Origin of the sequence: Sphingobacterium faecale, assembly GCF_016746095.1 — a bacterium.
In the GTDB taxonomy this organism is placed as follows: Bacteria; Bacteroidota; Bacteroidia; order Sphingobacteriales; family Sphingobacteriaceae; genus Sphingobacterium; species Sphingobacterium faecale.
The window spans coordinates 197,715-215,019 of sequence record NZ_JAERTY010000001.1 but is presented as its reverse complement, the minus strand read 5'-3'; the positions used below and the strand labels follow the sequence as shown (position 1 = coordinate 215,019).

At 39.5% G+C, this 17,305-nt stretch carries 16 protein-coding genes; all 16 read right to left on the bottom strand.

The genetic code is table 11. From position 1 onward, the window contains the following. Positions 1 to 24: 24 nt before the first annotated feature. Entirely contained in the window at positions 25 to 1,647 is a 1,623-nt protein-coding gene (locus JKG61_RS00805) for an ABC transporter ATP-binding protein (RefSeq protein ID WP_202101096.1), read from the bottom strand. Position 1,648: 1 nt separating this feature from the next. Then, positions 1,649 to 2,737 carry a nucleotidyltransferase domain-containing protein gene (locus tag JKG61_RS00800; RefSeq protein ID WP_202101095.1) on the bottom strand — a complete coding sequence of 363 codons (1,089 nt, stop codon included), beginning with the start codon at positions 2,735 to 2,737 and terminating at the stop codon, positions 1,649 to 1,651. A gap of 10 nt (positions 2,738 to 2,747) precedes the next feature. Continuing rightward, positions 2,748 to 3,017 (bottom strand): PqqD family protein, encoded by a 270-nt coding sequence (locus tag JKG61_RS00795; RefSeq protein ID WP_202101094.1) that lies wholly within the window; start codon positions 3,015 to 3,017, stop codon positions 2,748 to 2,750. Next, on the bottom strand, positions 3,014 to 3,466 hold the full coding sequence (locus JKG61_RS00790; RefSeq protein WP_202101093.1) for a S24 family peptidase: 453 nt from the start codon (positions 3,464 to 3,466) through the stop codon (positions 3,014 to 3,016). The genes JKG61_RS00795 and JKG61_RS00790 overlap by 4 nt, the downstream gene beginning before the upstream one ends. 17 nt (positions 3,467 to 3,483) lie before the next feature. Beyond that, positions 3,484 to 4,611 carry a glycosyltransferase gene (locus tag JKG61_RS00785; RefSeq protein WP_237249329.1) on the bottom strand — a complete coding sequence of 376 codons (1,128 nt, stop codon included), beginning with the start codon at positions 4,609 to 4,611 and terminating at the stop codon, positions 3,484 to 3,486. Then, entirely contained in the window at positions 4,589 to 5,719 is a 1,131-nt protein-coding gene (locus JKG61_RS00780) for a glycosyltransferase (protein ID WP_202101092.1), read from the bottom strand. The genes JKG61_RS00785 and JKG61_RS00780 overlap by 23 nt, the downstream gene beginning before the upstream one ends. An 88-nt stretch (positions 5,720 to 5,807) precedes the next feature. Further along, complete coding sequence (locus JKG61_RS00775) at positions 5,808 to 6,962, bottom strand: glycosyltransferase family 4 protein (protein WP_202101091.1); 1,155 nt, start codon at positions 6,960 to 6,962, stop codon at positions 5,808 to 5,810. After that, positions 6,946 to 8,202, bottom strand: coding sequence for a hypothetical protein (locus JKG61_RS00770; RefSeq protein ID WP_202101090.1), 1,257 nt, complete (start codon positions 8,200 to 8,202; stop codon positions 6,946 to 6,948). Before JKG61_RS00770 ends, JKG61_RS00775 begins: the two co-directional genes overlap by 17 nt. Positions 8,203 to 8,208: 6 nt before the next feature. Next, on the bottom strand, positions 8,209 to 9,189 hold the full coding sequence (locus JKG61_RS00765) for a glycosyltransferase family 2 protein (RefSeq protein WP_202101089.1): 981 nt from the start codon (positions 9,187 to 9,189) through the stop codon (positions 8,209 to 8,211). A 127-nt stretch (positions 9,190 to 9,316) separates the two neighbouring features. After that, on the bottom strand, positions 9,317 to 10,255 hold the full coding sequence (locus tag JKG61_RS00760) for a glycosyltransferase family 8 protein (protein ID WP_202101088.1): 939 nt from the start codon (positions 10,253 to 10,255) through the stop codon (positions 9,317 to 9,319). Positions 10,256 to 10,280: 25 nt separating this feature from the next. Continuing rightward, positions 10,281 to 11,156 carry a LicD family protein gene (locus JKG61_RS00755; protein WP_202101087.1) on the bottom strand — a complete coding sequence of 292 codons (876 nt, stop codon included), beginning with the start codon at positions 11,154 to 11,156 and terminating at the stop codon, positions 10,281 to 10,283. Between the two features lie 17 nt (positions 11,157 to 11,173). After that, entirely contained in the window at positions 11,174 to 12,538 is a 1,365-nt protein-coding gene (locus JKG61_RS00750; protein ID WP_202101086.1) for a bifunctional cytidylyltransferase/SDR family oxidoreductase, read from the bottom strand. Positions 12,539 to 12,602: 64 nt separating this feature from the next. Beyond that, complete coding sequence (locus tag JKG61_RS00745) at positions 12,603 to 13,586, bottom strand: glycosyltransferase family 2 protein (protein ID WP_202101085.1); 984 nt, start codon at positions 13,584 to 13,586, stop codon at positions 12,603 to 12,605. Positions 13,587 to 13,631: 45 nt separating this feature from the next. Continuing rightward, entirely contained in the window at positions 13,632 to 15,095 is a 1,464-nt protein-coding gene (locus tag JKG61_RS00740) for an MATE family efflux transporter (RefSeq protein WP_202101084.1), read from the bottom strand. Between the two features lie 82 nt (positions 15,096 to 15,177). After that, positions 15,178 to 16,146, bottom strand: coding sequence for an NAD-dependent epimerase/dehydratase family protein (locus JKG61_RS00735; protein ID WP_202101083.1), 969 nt, complete (start codon positions 16,144 to 16,146; stop codon positions 15,178 to 15,180). Continuing rightward, on the bottom strand, positions 16,143 to 17,297 hold the full coding sequence (locus tag JKG61_RS00730; RefSeq protein WP_202101082.1) for an MraY family glycosyltransferase: 1,155 nt from the start codon (positions 17,295 to 17,297) through the stop codon (positions 16,143 to 16,145). Before JKG61_RS00730 ends, JKG61_RS00735 begins: the two co-directional genes overlap by 4 nt. Positions 17,298 to 17,305: the final 8 nt, after the last annotated feature.

Sequence of the window (17,305 nt, the reverse complement as noted above, 5' to 3'; positions counted from 1 at the left end):
CTTTATCCTATTTACTATTTGTTATCATATGTAAATAATTTTGTCACAACGCTTTGCCAACTCCAGATCATGTGTCACCAACAAGATTAATTTATCATGTCCTTCCTCCAAAAGCCGTGTTATTACGGTCTTAGCTGTTTGCTCATCCAATGCAGATGTCAGCTCATCAAGAAGCCATACTGGACTGCTTCTTACCATCGCTCGCGCAATAGCTATACGTTGTGCCTGTCCTTCAGACAGTCCATACCCCTCTTCGCCTATCTCCGTATCCAGACCATCAGGCAGGTTATATACAAATTCGGCACAGGCTAAAAACAGAGCTCTTTCAATCTCAGACTCCGTTATCCCCATTTCCATCACCTCCAGATTATCTCTAACCGTCCCCCGAAACAGCTTTCCTCCCTGTGGCACATACGCCATATTGATCCTATGTGCTGCTGTCAGAACAGCCGATTCCTTTTTACTTTCCAGTACAATCTGTCCCGAAGTCGGGCTTAACATTCCCAGTATCAACCGTACAAAAGTCGTCTTACCTTGACCGCTCGCCCCCATTATAGCCACAGACTCTCCGCTATAAACAGTCACACTCAGGTTGTCAATAATAGGACGATCTTGGTAGCTGAAACATAGCTTATCTATATATATCGCTCTCAAATCATTCAACACTTTGTTTTCCATTTCGGGTTCGACCTCTGTATCCACCATATCCATGAGACGATCCGTTGCAACCCTAGTACGTACGGCCAGCGGAGCAAAGGCCATCAATGATAAGACCGGAGTCTGTATACGTCCTACTAATTGCAAAAAGGCCATCAATGAACCAAATGTGATAAGCCCCAAGTGCAAGCGATACAGCCCCCAAGAGAATGCGACCAAGAAACCTATGGATGCCAATAGCCGGATCATACCATGCGAGAAAGTCGTAAAACTGATCAAGGAATACTGTACATCAGCAATATTTTGCAAACTGTCCTCAATTCTTTTCCAACGAACAGGATAGATAGACAAAGCCCTTATCAGGAGTTTAGACTGTAAGCTTTCTTGGGCGACATGACCAAAATCACTCCTCGCCATTTTCAACTGTTCATTCAAGCGTTTAGTTCTTTTGAAATAAACTTTAGCAAATCCAAACAACAACGATATCGCCAACATTAACAACGCCAACACACTATCAAACCAGGCTAACAGCATTAAAAAAGACAACAGACTCAATAGAGTTATCCCTGTAGACCATATACTCTGTCCAGCCATTTGCACCACCTCTCTAGCATCATCCTGTATACGGACCTGTAGATCGCCCGACGACCACCTATTCAAAAACTGCCAAGTAGCGCGCAGCTGCTTTTGCAGAAGCTGTTTCTGTGTCGACAGTAACATTTCTACTTTTGTGCGTTCATTAAACCATCCTGCTGCCATACGGGCAAGCACAGATCCCAGCAATGAAGCTATCATAATCCACAGATCGCCAGAAAAAAAATCTGTACCACCTGCCACAGTTTGATCGACCACCTTTTTCGTCCATAAGACAAAGACCAATCCCATTCCTATACCCACAATTTCCAACAGCACATAAAGCAAAATTCTGTAGCGAAACCCCTCGGTCAGCATCCACATCCACCCCATATGTGTCATCAAGTTGCGTTGCATACTATCTACTTAAAACACGTGTATAAACCTGTACCAATGGAAAAAAGAAAGACTCTATGGGTACATAACGCCCATATTTCCACAGATTTCTGCTTACCCGTAAGAACGCATTCTTACGCTCTCCTGTTCGCACTTCATCGGAGTATTGTTTATCAAAAAAGCCGAAATTTCCCGCACGTAAAATATCCTCCATCATCCAATCCGCTTTCTCATTACCATTTATTGGATACGGTAAAAAATGCCGTTCCAATCCCAAATAGCGAACCAACAAATCATGCATCAAGACTACCCATCGCTCTATGCCCAATTGCCTGTAGATATCGCGCAGATACGTACCCTCGATTTCCTTACGATGGACATAATACAGTCGAGCCACATCACACAACTGTCTTAATCCTAAACCAAATGACAAAAGGTGTTTCAAAACATGGCTCACCACCTGTATAATATTCAAAAGAGGTGATAATGTTCGACATATATGCCCCATGATATCAATAGATTCATCTTTTGCTCGTTCTACTGCAATCAATTTCTGCAAAAAAGGCTTAACAAAAGGATTATATAGATCTATCAGATTACTGTGATGATCTATTTCCAAGCCCTTATAATGATAACACATACTTCTTCCCGGCACGTATTTTATGTCCCCCCCTTGTTGTATTACCCAGTCATTAGCCTTCTCATATTGTTCTTTTGTAGAAAAGTACCAATCTATATCACCACAGGTCCTTCGAAGAGGAGCATTATAATGTACAGCGACACCCTGTCCTTTCAACAATACCGGTTCGACTCCCAAACGCTCAAATATTACGATCTGTTCGCCTAGACCCTGATTCATAATCCTATTATGCTGTTCAATCTTCGTCACCCGAACCAGCCATTTCATCCATAGATCCGTAGGTGGCAATAGCCTTACATCCAATTGCTCTATCGCATCAAATACCAGCCCCTCTACTGTCTGTGCTTTCGACAGCTCATACAAGCTTTGCCATTCTGCCGGAGATAGCGGCAGTTTATCTGTCGATGCTATAGGTTTAGACCATAGTCCAGATTGCAGCAGGCTAAAAAAAACAGTATAAACTCGCTCCAAACCGCCCATGTCAATCTACCAATAATCCATTCGTACAAAAAGCATCAAAAATTGCTATGGCATCTTTTTCAGCTGTTTCCCGTGGCACATCATAGTTTACACACAACAAATCTGTTATCAGAGCTGTAGTCACCTCACTCCCATCCAATTCTTTCCACAACAAAGCAGAAGTACTGTTTAATGTAAACACCGTAGACATATCCACCATATCCTGTCCTGGATCCACCACGACATACTGTTCGCCTATTTTCCTTAAAACCAAATCTTTTTTCAACTTCATAGATACCTTTTCTTAATACGATTGCCTATATACCAAAAAAAACCAGACAGGCAACGCCCAAACCACTGTACACTACTTCCTGAAAAATCCAGCGACAAATATTCTTCACCACGAAATGCTCCACTTACTACGGCCAGTACATGATCCTTACGGACTTTTTCTACTTGTAGTTTATTTCCATCACCTGCTAAGCAAAGCGTATTGGCAGACATCCACATAACACGATGCAAAATATATTTCCCTTCATGCTTAGCGAATACGATATCTCCTTTCTTTTCATTCGGTAGATGCCCTTTTTCCAGAACCACAATATCCCCATCTTTCAGAACAGGATTCATACTGTCTCCCCTCACCGTAATCTTCACCCTCTTCCCTTCCTTCAGTATCTCCTCCACATCCTTAAAAAAAAGGTCGTTTTTACAAACGATTTTCTTTATTGTCTGTTCCATCAATTGGCCATTATTTATTAAACATTGTTTATCGATAAAAGTTTGCGATAAATTTCATTTGTTTTTTCCACCATCCTTTCTCTACGAAAAAACTGGTTATAACGGTTCTTCCCACCATCAGACAACTGCTTATACAACAAATCATTAGAAAGCAATTTAGTTATTGCTATACTAAGCTCTTTTTCATCTGCTATAGGCACAATCAATCCCGATTTCAAATGTTGGTTGACCCAACTTACTCCGGATCCTGGGATAGCCGTTGACACTACAGGTTTTCCAAATGACATCGCTTCCAGTTGGACAATAGCAAAAGCTTCATTTTTTGAAATAGAGCTCAAACAGAAACAATCACAGGACTGGTAATATGCGGGGACCTCCTCATCGGCTACAAAGCCTAGAAACGTCACTCGATCTGCAATACTTAACTGTTCGCTCAAACTCTTTAATTGTTCCATTAGTGGACCAGTTCCACCGATCAAAAGCTGAATATCATCTTCCGATAGAGCTATCGCCTTGATCAAGTATTCGTAACCTTTATATTCCACTAGGCGCCCAAGAGAAAAGACAATTTTCTTCTCCTTATAGCGATCTCTTATCGCTTGTGCTTTTTCGTCTTGAAAGACAAAAGGCACTACACCTATCGGCACATAATCACACTTACTTTGTACATTCTTCAAAAATGGAGACTCCTTTATGTAGACAGGAGTAGTCCCCAAGATCAGGTCAGCTCTATTGATCAACCAAGACTGCAAAGGCGCATAGAGTTTCATGAGTTTCCGCTGTTTTAGGATATCACTGTGCCAATGCATGACAACCTTTCCCTTGTATCCCGATAAAAACAAGGCGAGAGCCGCCATAGGATCAGGATGGTGTACATGTACAATATCGTAATCTCGAGCAATTCGCTTTAACTCACTGATCATTGCAGGAGCCAACATGGTGGCAGCCAGTTTTACTTTAGTCCGAACGACAATCAATTCTGCAAATTCGTTAAGCTGTGTTCTTCCCTCTGGATGCCCCTCCGTCGATGCACAGAGCATATCACAACGGATCCCATTCTCCGAAAGACCCAGCATCAGATCATACATTACTTTCTCTACACCACCTCTTATAGGATAAAATTTACCGACCTGTAATATCTTCATGATGTTTATTTAAAAGTAGATCAAACAATGTTCTCCATTCATTCACCACAGGTTGCTTTATGTTTATGCGATCCACCTGTGCTAAACTGCTCCTCTTTCCTTCTATCAATCTTTTCATATGTTCCGCCAACCAATCTGGCCTGTCTGGATGAAAAAATGCAGTATATTTACTACCTGCAGCTGTTTCTCGGGCATACGGTTTATCGGCTAATAGCATAGGTTTTTCATAGTTCGCAAACTCAGAAATCGGCAATCCCCAAGTTTCCGCTTTAGATGGGAACACGAGACAATTACTCTCTCCATAGAGCCTAAATAAGTCGTCTCTCTTCTGAAAGCCAATCCATTTCAATGCATTTACCTTATTTCCCCACTTTTTAAAAAGCCATTGTGCATACCTGTTCTCATTTCCAGTTACTGTAATTAATACTTTAAATCCAGATACACCATTCCGCTCTAAAAGACTTGCTGCCTCGCATAAGCATTCAAAATTTTTATGACTATTAGGAGAGGCTGCATAAATAAACTGGTATTCATCATTAGATGTATCTTTACCAAAATCACAATTCAACATCGGGTTAGCAGGTAATGAGACAATAATTTTGTCACTTTCCAGTTCAAACATTTTCCTGAAGGCCTCTCTAATCCAGAGCTGCTGCACAACGATAAAGTCATTATCATAAATGTTTTTCCTATAAATAAATTTAGAAAACAGAGCAAACAGTACTATTTTGGGGGCAAAGAGTAATTCCCTCCACTTCCACGTATAAAATGGGAACGGATTATGGCAATAAACAGCACGTCTTTCTGCCTTTATATTGGGACTCACATCATGTAAAGAAAACCAAAGATATACGGAACCGATCTCCTTACTTACCTTTTTCATGGAAACGTATTCATACCACAATCGATTAATCCAACGTTTTTTAGGCCATTGCGTTTCTATATACTCCACATGAGGATACTTAGCTAAGTTTTGATCATAAACCACAGCGACCACCCGATAATGCCCATCAACAGCCAATTGTGATAAATAATGTAAACAATCACGCAAAATGACAAGAGTCCCTGCTTCAACAATATTCACTGCAGATATCACTATTGTTTTCATAAGTGTATAATTAGTTTTCGACCCGCCAACTGACTGACGCATGAGTATTTATCTTTCGTCAAACAGGAGTATTTCATGTATAAATAATTTATCTTTTAGCAGTTACATCCATGCTCTCATTTAAAACCTCTTCAAATAATTTGATCCACTGCTTCATAACCACTTCTTCCGAAAAGTGCTGCGACATGTCCTTTCCCTGCTCCCCCATCGCCTTTCTCAGACCTTCTCTACTTAACATTTCACGCAATCTCCTCACAAATTCCTCCATATCATCTTGCTTGACCAAATAACCATTACGACCTTCTTCTATAATATCACGAGGGCCGCATTTACAAGCATAAGAAAGCAGAGGAAGTCCGCAAGATTGGGCCTCCAACAAAGCCATTGGCAATCCCTCATAACGCGAGGTCATTAAATAAACAGAACTGCTTAGATAGGCTTCCTTTATATTTCTAACAGGCTCACACAAAAAAACATATTGCTCCAAGTTCAAATCTTCTATCATCTTTCTCATCTCTGTTTCCATTTCACCTGCTCCGTATATCTTCAATTGCCAATCGGGAAAGCCTGGCTGTACCATTGCCCATATTTTTATCAGATCATCAAAACCTTTCTGGTAGTCGTAGCGACCTACAGCAATAGCGACTTTATTGCTCAGCTCCGCTGTAGTATCCGTTAAAAAACTGTTTGCATTCGGTATGACTACTATATTATTTAGATCCCCCCAATACCCTTTATCTTCTTTTGTCAACACCACAAAGCGGTCATATTTCTTCGCCAACCTGAGATCTCGATCACTCCTCTGTCTATCTACTACGCGCCACAACCCTTTTCGCCCATATTGCAGTCTTTTAAATCGGGAAAAATGTATCTCCAACACTTTTTTACTCCCATCCTCTATCTTATGTAGAAACGACACATCATGGTCAAACATACAGATCACCACATCTGCTTCTAGCTCATTCAACAGTGTCCTCATTCTCCGCTCATGCAATCGTTGTTTATTCCAATAAGCGACTGCCTTAAAAAACAATCCCAAATCCTGAATTTCCGCGTAATTAATTCCCAGATCCAGGTGCTTTACGCAGGATTTTAAATCGAAATATGGCTTTCTGTTCTTCTGATCAGTAGTCAGGATAATCACTTCATATCCCAGCCCTGCCAAATAATTAGCTTTATTTGTCAGAACACGCTCCATACCGCCTGCATTAAACAGTCCAGCTATATTATAAATGATTTTCATCCCCCCTCCCTTCTCTAGTATTCAGACAGTAAAAAAGTGCATAAATCAAAAACAAGTCCGTAGCTACCTTTAACCAAATGACAAAGCTTAATACCAGTAACAGGACAAAAAAGAGTGTATAACCTGGTAACAACGTGCTACATGCCCAAGCATTGTAAACAAAAAAAAGAGAGAATGTGACTAGCCCCAATAAACCGTTATAAAACACAAACCGACAATATCCGATATCTGTTCCTACAGCATGCCAATTATCAAAAGTCGCTTTTCCGATTAGCCAGGTTTTATAATCATTCGGCTCAGGCCATATCCACATCACCGAATTCAGCCGATCCGTAGAAGCAGTTTTCCATTCTCCTTTTTCCGACCAATTAAAAAAGCCTTCGAATGCGAAACGCATATAATCGTAAAAAACATCACTCGTCTGATAGAAATAGGCTGCCAAAGACAAGAGGACTATAAGACACAGAAAGAATAACAGGTATAATTTCACTAAGCTTCTTTTTATTAAAAAGCGCCATATGCCCGTGCCCAAGAACAAATACATGATAGCAAGCCCCCCTCCCACACTGGTAGTCCTAGAGATGATACTTCCGATCGTAAAAATGATGATAAAGGCTGTCAACAATAGCAGTAGTACAACAGTATTCTTCTGCACTTTCCAGTTATTAATCAATACAGCAGCAAGCATAAGCAACACGATAGAAAAGCGTACCCCTGCATTGTCCAATGAAGCACCTATTCCATACAACCTTTCGATACGGTTTAAAAAAACTTGATCTTGTTCTATATATCGGTCGACCATCGACTTTACTATTGGAACAGTATCAATAATCAATGCAAAAACACATTGCATCACACACACCACTATCAGATAATACGCCAACAGGTTAAAATCTACCTTATCATGTCCCTGCTTCAAACAATTAATCACAAAATAGGCGGCAAACATCCATACAGAAAAACTAATGATGTACGTCGCATAAGAGGAATCTGTAGAATTGTTATAATCCATAGAGAAAAAACCTATGGCAGAGAAAACGATAGCAAAACAAATCGCTCCAATCAATTTATGCTCTATGTCTAGCGATCGCTTTTGAACCGATTCGATTCCCCACCAACAGACCCCTAGAACAGCAAAAATCAGTTTGGTATTAATCTGTTCTGGTAAAAATGTAAAACCAAAAGAGAAGAAATACAGACTGACAATCGTTGCCAACGATATGTATTTGATTAGCTTCATATCTCCCTATCTATATAATACTCCATAAATCAAACGAAACAAAATAAGGTTGTACAGACGGATGATCCAGTCCTGCTTTTTAATAGCAGCATATTGAATAAATTTAGTCCGTTTAGAAAAAGAAAGATTCATCCCTATATAAGGATGAGCATCTGTAAACCAGGAGCGCCAGACCAAAAACATCGCACGATCATCACTGAATAAAAGTGGAAGCTTTGCGTTTAACTGAAAAAAACGAATCTCGTTAGAGAACAGTTCGCTCCCAAACACTTTCTCGATATAAGCTATCGTATCCTGGGCATTACCAAAAATATCATTGAGATGGCTGTCCTTAAACAATTTTGTAAAAGCAGTGGGATTAGTCTGCATGTAGTGATAGTAAGCTTTAGATAGATAAGCTATACGTTGCGCATGAGCAAATAGTTTAATCATTGTCATATCTTCTCCCATTCCTCTTCCTTCTGGAAAACAGATTGCATTCTTAACATACAGATCCCGCTTGATCAACTTGTTCCACACATTGTACTTCATAGAACCGTCTAACATTGCACTTAATGCTTGCTTGGGATCTGTACACTCTGGCTGCCGCATATAACGCTCATTCTTATGAAAACTCAGATACCAATCACTATATACAATATCCGCATTCTCATGCATAGCAGATGAAAGCATTTCCTCAATACAATCTGTATCCAACCAATCGTCACTATCGCAATGATATATATAGTCTCCTCCAGCATAAGCGAGACCTGTATTTCGTGCTGCAGGCAATCCTTTGTTTTTTTCATGTGCCAATAGGCTCACCTGTTTACTTCGCAACGGATAGCTCTCAATCACTTCTTTCAATAACGCGATACTATTGTCCGGAGAAGCGTCATCTACAAAAACATATTGTATATCTTCATAAGTCTGCTCCATGAGACTTCTGACACATTTTTCAATATGTTTTTCCACATTGTAGATAGGCACGATTATACTAACAGTCATCAGTCTCATGATTTAATTGAATCTCTTATAATATTTCTTCCAAAGATTTTCCTTACAAGGTTTTCAGAAAAAGGTGGTGACAATAACACCTCCGGCTCATCATCCATTATAATCAAATAAGCATACTTTATTTTATAAGGTTACAACGTCGTGCTATTCGACGCAACATCAGCTTAAGTAATTTTAACTCGCCTATGCTGTTCACTTCATTAGCCTTGGATATATAGAAATCAAAGTAAAATTTAGCGTCAAAAAAAACAGATTCCCTATAATATTCCCACCAGATATCAAAATTAGAACACCAACCAATCCATGGTTTCACCCCATTATAATGTACAATTCCTTTATCAATTACCTTAACCAGCTCTGTCAAATCATATAAAGATTGAGCTTCCATATTGGCAGCTAGTCTAAATATCTCCACCGTACCACAGAATACCGGTGGCAACTTCTTAATCTTTCCTTTACACACGATATTTAGAATATCCATATCCTGATGTTCATACTGAGATGTTGCGACCTCCTTCTTAAACATATCCACGACACCATCTTCCCGCATCATTTTGGCATTGATAATGATATTACCTGCCAAAACGTAATCCTTCCAGTCCAATCCCAGTTTTCTTCTCTTTTCCCGTACATGTTCACTCAAACCTCCAGGAGAAACAACACCTGCGACATAAAAGCCATTCATATCCGTATCCAAAAAAATAGACGAGAGATCATCCTGAAAAATAACATCCACATCATGGTACATGATCTTATCATATTCGGGTATCATCTCTGGGATCAGTAACCGGAAATAAGTAGAATTGGTAATCCCCCTTATTTCAAAACCTCCTTCAAACTCTGATCCTACAGAACGGTAAGTAAGCTTGAAGTTATCAAAAGCAAAACCTAATTTTTCAAGATTACCATCCCTTGGAAAAGTGGCATTAGCAGCATGCAAGATGAATATATCATAAAAAGTATCTTCCTTAGCATTTGCTAATAAAGAGGTTAGGCAAACACCTGCTGCCAGCGCCCAATTATCATCAAAACAAAAAACAACCGGTATAATATTCATGATTCAACAGTTAACCAATAATCAACTAATCTCCTATTTGATGAAGCACATTTTCAAGCGACACACGTTTATCTAGATTTACATAAGCCATATGATGATGACTTACTCTCTTATTCTCAGGAGGTAACTGCATATAGTCTCCATAAATGTTAGTCAAATATTCATGATAACCAATAGGCATTCTTACCGAAAAACCTTCAAATTTCATACTGCAGTATCCTTCAAACCATTTCTTATCTGCAAACTCTCTTTCTCCCCACATTCCACCATAATTCACAACAAAGTCTGCAGAGTTATAATCATATCGTCCGCTCAATGATTCGATTTTATTCAATGTTTTCCTTAGTTGATCTTTTTTGTTCAGTACATAGAAAAATTCATTTAATGCAGTCCTTAAATGAAACCTCAATGTTTGTTTAACGCCTACTTTTAAGTTGAAAGGCCACTTTCTTGCTAATGCAAATAATTTATTTGCTTCTCGTTTATATTTCAACAGAAGTCCTTCCCATTCACTTTTATCCGATGATGTTCCATCTAAAGGGAAAATATCAACAAACCCTCCTATAACACAATGGATGGTAATATCCTCTAACAGAGTAGTATTAGCATCGCACATTTTTATATAAGGCAAATAATACCGCTTCGTGTTTTGTGCAGAAATCAGCTCATATCCCTTGATCTTCAAAGTGGGGAATAGTGTTATAAAACGTTGATAGTCCGCACGAGGCATTAAAACGTCAATATCGTCATCCCAGGGTATCATCCCTTGATGACGTACTGCTCCTATTGCGGTACCTCCACAGCAAAAATATCGTAGATCATATTCGTCACATATCTTAATAAATGCCTTAAAAACATTTATGATTTTCTTTTTGTATAATTCAGCATCTCTTTCTGTCATCTCTCATTTTTTTTATACTACCGTTTAACATCGATTACCTCTCCTGTAGAACTAGATACCAACAGATTAACAGTAGCTATTCCTACATTTCGAGCATTCAACAACGTCTCCTCCGGTTCAGCCCCAAAGTTCTTAATCCGCATTGGTGTTTTGGTACGCTCGGGATTTATGCAATTCACTCTTATTTTCAGGTCAAACCACTCCTCACTAATCGCTTGCATAAAATTTACAATAGCGGCCTTAGTTGCTGAATAAACACTATACAACATCCTGCCACGAGTATAACTACTGCTTGTATAAAACAATAGTCCCCCTTTTGACTCCTTTAAATACTCATATGCTTCTTTGGCGACGATAGCTGTCCCCATCAAATTTACACTAATACTTTTCTGCAGATCGTCATAAGAAACACTAAATAAAGGTTCCTTGATCAGTATTCCTGCCGTACAAACGACATAGTCAATGCGTCCATTTCTTTCATATACCTCGCGCAAACATTTTCTGACGCACTCTACATCTGACACATCCACCCCATTCTCCGTACGGCTGTAAGAATAAACCACAGCGCCCAACTGTCTTCCTATTTTTACAACCTCCTCTCCGATTCCATAACTCCCACCTAATACAACCATTACTTTATTGGGCATAGTTGCAATAGCTTCCTTATTCAATTCCTGAGCATTTCCTTTCGAAGATTTTAGCTGAAACAGTTTGTCCATGAGAAAGAGATCTTCCATATGGGTGACTTTCATATTGAACACCTCGCCTTCTACCACATGGATAGGTACTTGCGGCATATAAGTCTTCACCACATTACAATCATCCGTTGTTAAAAAATCTGGATCTTGCAAAGCTAATTCATAGGCATTTTGAATGACACTTCTTTTAAAACATTGTGGTGTCTGTCCATAACGCAATACAGACCGCTGAGGTATATCACTAATTGTATCTGCAGCATCTACCTGAATAATAGTGTCTACCGCCTGAATAGCTACGTCTACCGCATCATACCGTTCTAGAGCCTTTATACAATCATTAATTATCCTATCATTTACCAAAGGTCTGACCGCATCATGAAAGATAAGCTTACATTCCACATCTGTATATGCACCTATTGCAGCAAGACTCGAATGATACCGTTCTTTCCCTCCTTGCAAAATCTTCTTAACTTTTTTATACTGATTCTTTAATACCAGCTCTTCCATGGTAGAGATATAATTCTCCTTTGTGACAATAGCGATTTCATCAATAGAAGTATTATTTTCGAAAGCATCTATAGTGTGCTCAATTATTGTTTTTCCAGCAACCTTCAAAAATTGCTTAGGCATCGTACTTGCCATTCTGGACCCGCTTCCACCAGCTAAAATAACTGCTACATTCATATCATCTTTCTGTCAAGCATTATTAATTCACTTATTTATAACAATCAGTATATCACAAAAAACATCACCTATGTTTAATCATTTTCTTCAAAAGAATCCAGCCCCCTATTAAAAACCAATATTCGCGGTCGGCACAATACGCGATTACCTTGTAATGAAACGGCAGTTTAGTCTTCCATATAAACTTATTCGCTTCTGGAAAAATTGTTCGCCAGGTTTTAAAACTGCTCACATCAGTACCTCTGACCAATAGATTTACCTTTGGACTCAGTTTCATCAGACCAATCTCCATCTCATTTAAATAGATCCCATTATTTCCTGCAAATGCAATAATCGCTTTTGCATTTTCCAGCCAATCATAGTTTATCTTTGGCTTCAGCACCGACTCCTTGGTGATAGAATCCGTTTTCATTTTAAAATGATGATAAAAAGCCCCATTTAAATAAGCTACTTTATCTGCATAATAGAATAATTGCACATTTACCCGTAGGTCTTCGCACATATCGAGCCCATCCGGAAAACGCACCCTATTTTCTGTATAGACCGTCTTTTTTGTCAGCTTATTCCACATCACCCCACTCAGCTGCCCATTGAGCATTTTCTTCACACATTCCAGATTACCGCCTTCGTACCACTGATCGATTAAATCCTCCCTGTCTCCATAGTTGTTATAAAAATCTACCCACACAATATCCAGATCCTTTTTTACAGCCTCGTTATACATCGCCTCAAACATGCCCTTCTCTACCCAATCATCTGCATCCACCCAACCGATGTACCCTGCCTGTGCATGATCAACCCCGGTATTTCTGGATGTTGCTGCCCCTGTATTTCTGTCGTGGTTAACCAGTAGAACGTCCTCTTCTCGATCGGGATATTGCTTTATCACATTATTCAATCGCTCTACGCTTCCATCCGTACTTTTATCATTTACAAAGACAAACTGTATACCTTCTAGCGTTTGGCTAAACAGACTATGCGCGCATTTCTCGATATACGATTCCGCATTATAGAATGGAATAATTACACTAACAGAAAAATCCTTCATAAACCACTATTGTTTTTCAACTTCATCAGACAACATCTCTAATGACTATTTAATAAATGACTTCACCAAGCCCGTTAAAACGTCCTTTTCCCTTGTATCCAGTGCCGTAGTATATGATAATGCTACCACAGAAAGCCCAGCTGTCAGACATACCATAAATAGCCTAAGCCAATTTTCATCCATATAATAAAATGGGATTACGGTAATAAGGGCCGCTAAAAACAAGCTAGGAATAATCCGTAATACAATTTTGTTGATATAATCCATGACGGACATATTTATCATCGGTAAGACGATCATAACCCTTGCAATCTGCGCCACAACTGCAACCAATAGATGCACGACATAAACAGACTCGGGCGGGTAGCCCAGCTTCAGACACCAATAGGCTATCGGTACGATAATCAACAGTATCGTTCCTTCTATCAATTGAAATTTTCTCAATCTGCCAGTAGCATGTACAGCCACAATTAGAGAATGGCTCAATGTGGTTATCAATGCGATCACCAATGTCAGACGAACAAAGCTCACACTATAGTCGGGTACACTGACCAACCATTGATTCAAGACGAAGTTGGCTTCTATCACAATCGGCAAAGAAATCATGAACAAGAGCAAAAAAGAAAGCTTCGACCCTGTGATGATCAACTTATGCATATATACCAGATCGCCCGAGGCATAGTTTTTGGTAATCTGTGGGTTGATCGAAGTCTGAAAATTAGAAGAAAAGCCTGTAACCGCATTTTGAACCTGTACACCGATCCCCCTCGCGGCATTTACACTTGGTCCAAAAAAAAGATTCAACAGTATATTTAATCCTTGCGTATAACCCACCACCGCCAGATTCCCATTCATCACCCAAACCGCAAACCCACCGATCTGCTTAAACAAGTCCTTATCCCAAATCAATTTCTTCAATCGGGATTCACAGAAATTCTTACGGCATACCACTTGATATATTAGAAATATGAGCAGACTGATCAAGCCTGATAAAAGTGCATATAATATCAGCTTATCATAGGCGATCATAAAAAGGACAAATACAATCAGTAACCGCAAACATGTCTCTACGATAGAGACAATAGCAAATACATTCATCCGTTCTCTTGCTATGATAAGAGCGGTAAATGGAACATTGATTATCCCTAAAACCGCCATAACAATAGATAGGTGATAGACAATCAAAGCCGCATGCATCCTCCCCTGTGGTATTACGAGTTTATTCTGCACAAACCACAAGCCGATTGTTTCTCCTAATATGATAATTAAAGTGGCGATTATCAGGTGAATAGAGAAACTGACGTTAAAAACCCGTGCCAGCTCTCCTTCTCCTTCCCGGCCCATCTCAAACGTGAGAAAACGCTGTGTAGAACTGGACAGTGAAGTTGTCAAAAAGAAAAACATAGCAATCACCCCTCCAGTCACATTATATATACCAAAGTCTTCGGCCCCCAACACCTCCAATACCACGCGCGAAGTATACAAGGCTACCACCAGATTAAATAACATCCTAAAATAAAGGAAGCCTGTGTTTTTTGCTATCCGACTACTTCTACTTGAATACATCCAACATTCCTCATCATAAAATGTCCTATAATTGATTGGTTCCAAATTCGGCAACCAAAGTCCGCTCCAACCCCTCTTCCATGGTAAATGGTGCTTCAAATCCCGACCTCTGTACTTTCGTTGCATCATACTTCGTGGTTGCACAAAACTTGCGTACACGCACCGAGCTAATAGCAAACTTTCTACGAGTCAAAAATGCAAGGATATCAAATGCATACCCTCCGGCCATACCGATCCAATAAGGGATCCTTAAACTTGAAATCGGCTTATCTAATACCCTTCCGGTATTGTACACAATAGCATGGGTTGTCAAATCAGGTTTATCCACATAATTATAAACACCATAACCACATTTATTGTTTTGGAATAAAAAACTAATAAATGCAGCAACGTTTCCGACATACGACATGGACTTCTGGTTCTGCCCTTTGCCGATCATCATAAAACGATTAGAAGCAATCTGATTCAATAGGTTAAAGACATTTCCTCTGTTTCCCTCACCAAACACAACCGTCGGTCGAATAATATTAATATTCCAATCCTGGTGATTCGCATACCATTCCTGTAGCACTAATTCTGCTTCCCACTTACTCCTGCCATAATGATTAAACGGATCTGCTGAGAAAGATTCGTCCGGATTATCTTTGTCCAGTCCATATACGGCCACCGAACTTGTGAATACCAGTCTTTTCACTTCATTTTTCTCCATGGCGGAAAGTACATTCCGCATTCCCTGCACATTTACCTCATAATAAAGAGATATGGGGTGTACGTTATCCTGATGTTCGGCAGCTAAAAGAACGACCAAATCGACAGAATTCAACGTCTTGGTCAAGCCATCTTCATCCAGTACGTCTACAATACGAGTAATGTAAGAAAAGTCGGTACTTTGGCTTTTGTCCAAGTTTAACAGTTCGTAATCTTGATTCTGAACGAGCAATCGGATTAGATTTGTTCCTATAAATCCTGATCCTCCAATTATTGCAATCTTCATATGGTTTCTTTTACATCTGCATTCAATGTTCTTATTTTATCACATCCTAAAGTTCTACTCTTATCAATTTTTGCGAAAACAAAATAAAAACTACCCCACATTAATAAATTAAGAACTACTACTAGATTATTATCCATTAACCGGATAGCCAATAGGTTAAATAAAACATAGAAAAGATTACTTCCTACAATAAACAACATCGCCCCCCTATGTGGAATTCCGATTCTTAGCAAAAGATGGTGTAGATGATTTTGGTCAGCAGAATAAAGGGGCTTACCATTTTTCCACCGTATAAACATGACGCGTGCAACATCCAATACGGGCAATAATAAAACCGAGTACGCTACTATTATCGAATTGTCGTAGAAAGGCTTTATGAAAGAATTATTCGTAGCATAACTTACTGCCAAAAAAGCGAGCGAATAGCCCAAGGTAGTGCTTCCAATATCCCCCATAAAAATGCGTCTCTTTTTACGTCCTATACCAAAGACGTTGTAATAAAAAAAAGGAGCAACAGACCCAACCGTTATTAACGCAAATAGGGTATGTATATAGGCTCCAGAAATATAAAACAACAATCCAAATACCAAGCAACCGATGCCTACTATTCCAGCACACAAGCCATCCAAACCATCCATCAGATTGATCGCATTAATGATCAGAACTACTAAAAACACCGTCAGCGGCATACCTATCCATTCAGGGATAGCATGCACAGCAAGCAATCCATAAAAGTCATTGATCCATAGCCCAGAGAGCGGAAAGAAACAAGCGACCAATACCTGAAAGAAAAACTTCCATTTAAATCCTATGCCAATAAGATCATCGCCGAGTCCCACCATGTATAAGACCAAAAGCCCACAGAAAAGCAACGCAAAATGAGGTATCAGTGCCCATGATTGCACATCCCACGTACCAAACCCCAACTTAAAAACTAAAACAACGGTTAATGCAAATAAGCATACCTGTATGGGTACAAACGATATACCACCTAGACGTGGTATTACGCAGCGATGCAATTTCCGCTCACTAATAGGATCAAATAATCGCTTACGATAAGCCACTAATAGAATCCGAGGGATAAAAAGTGCTCCCAAAACTCCAGCAAACAGCGCAGGTACAAATAATAACAACGTTCCTACATCAAGCATACAAACCT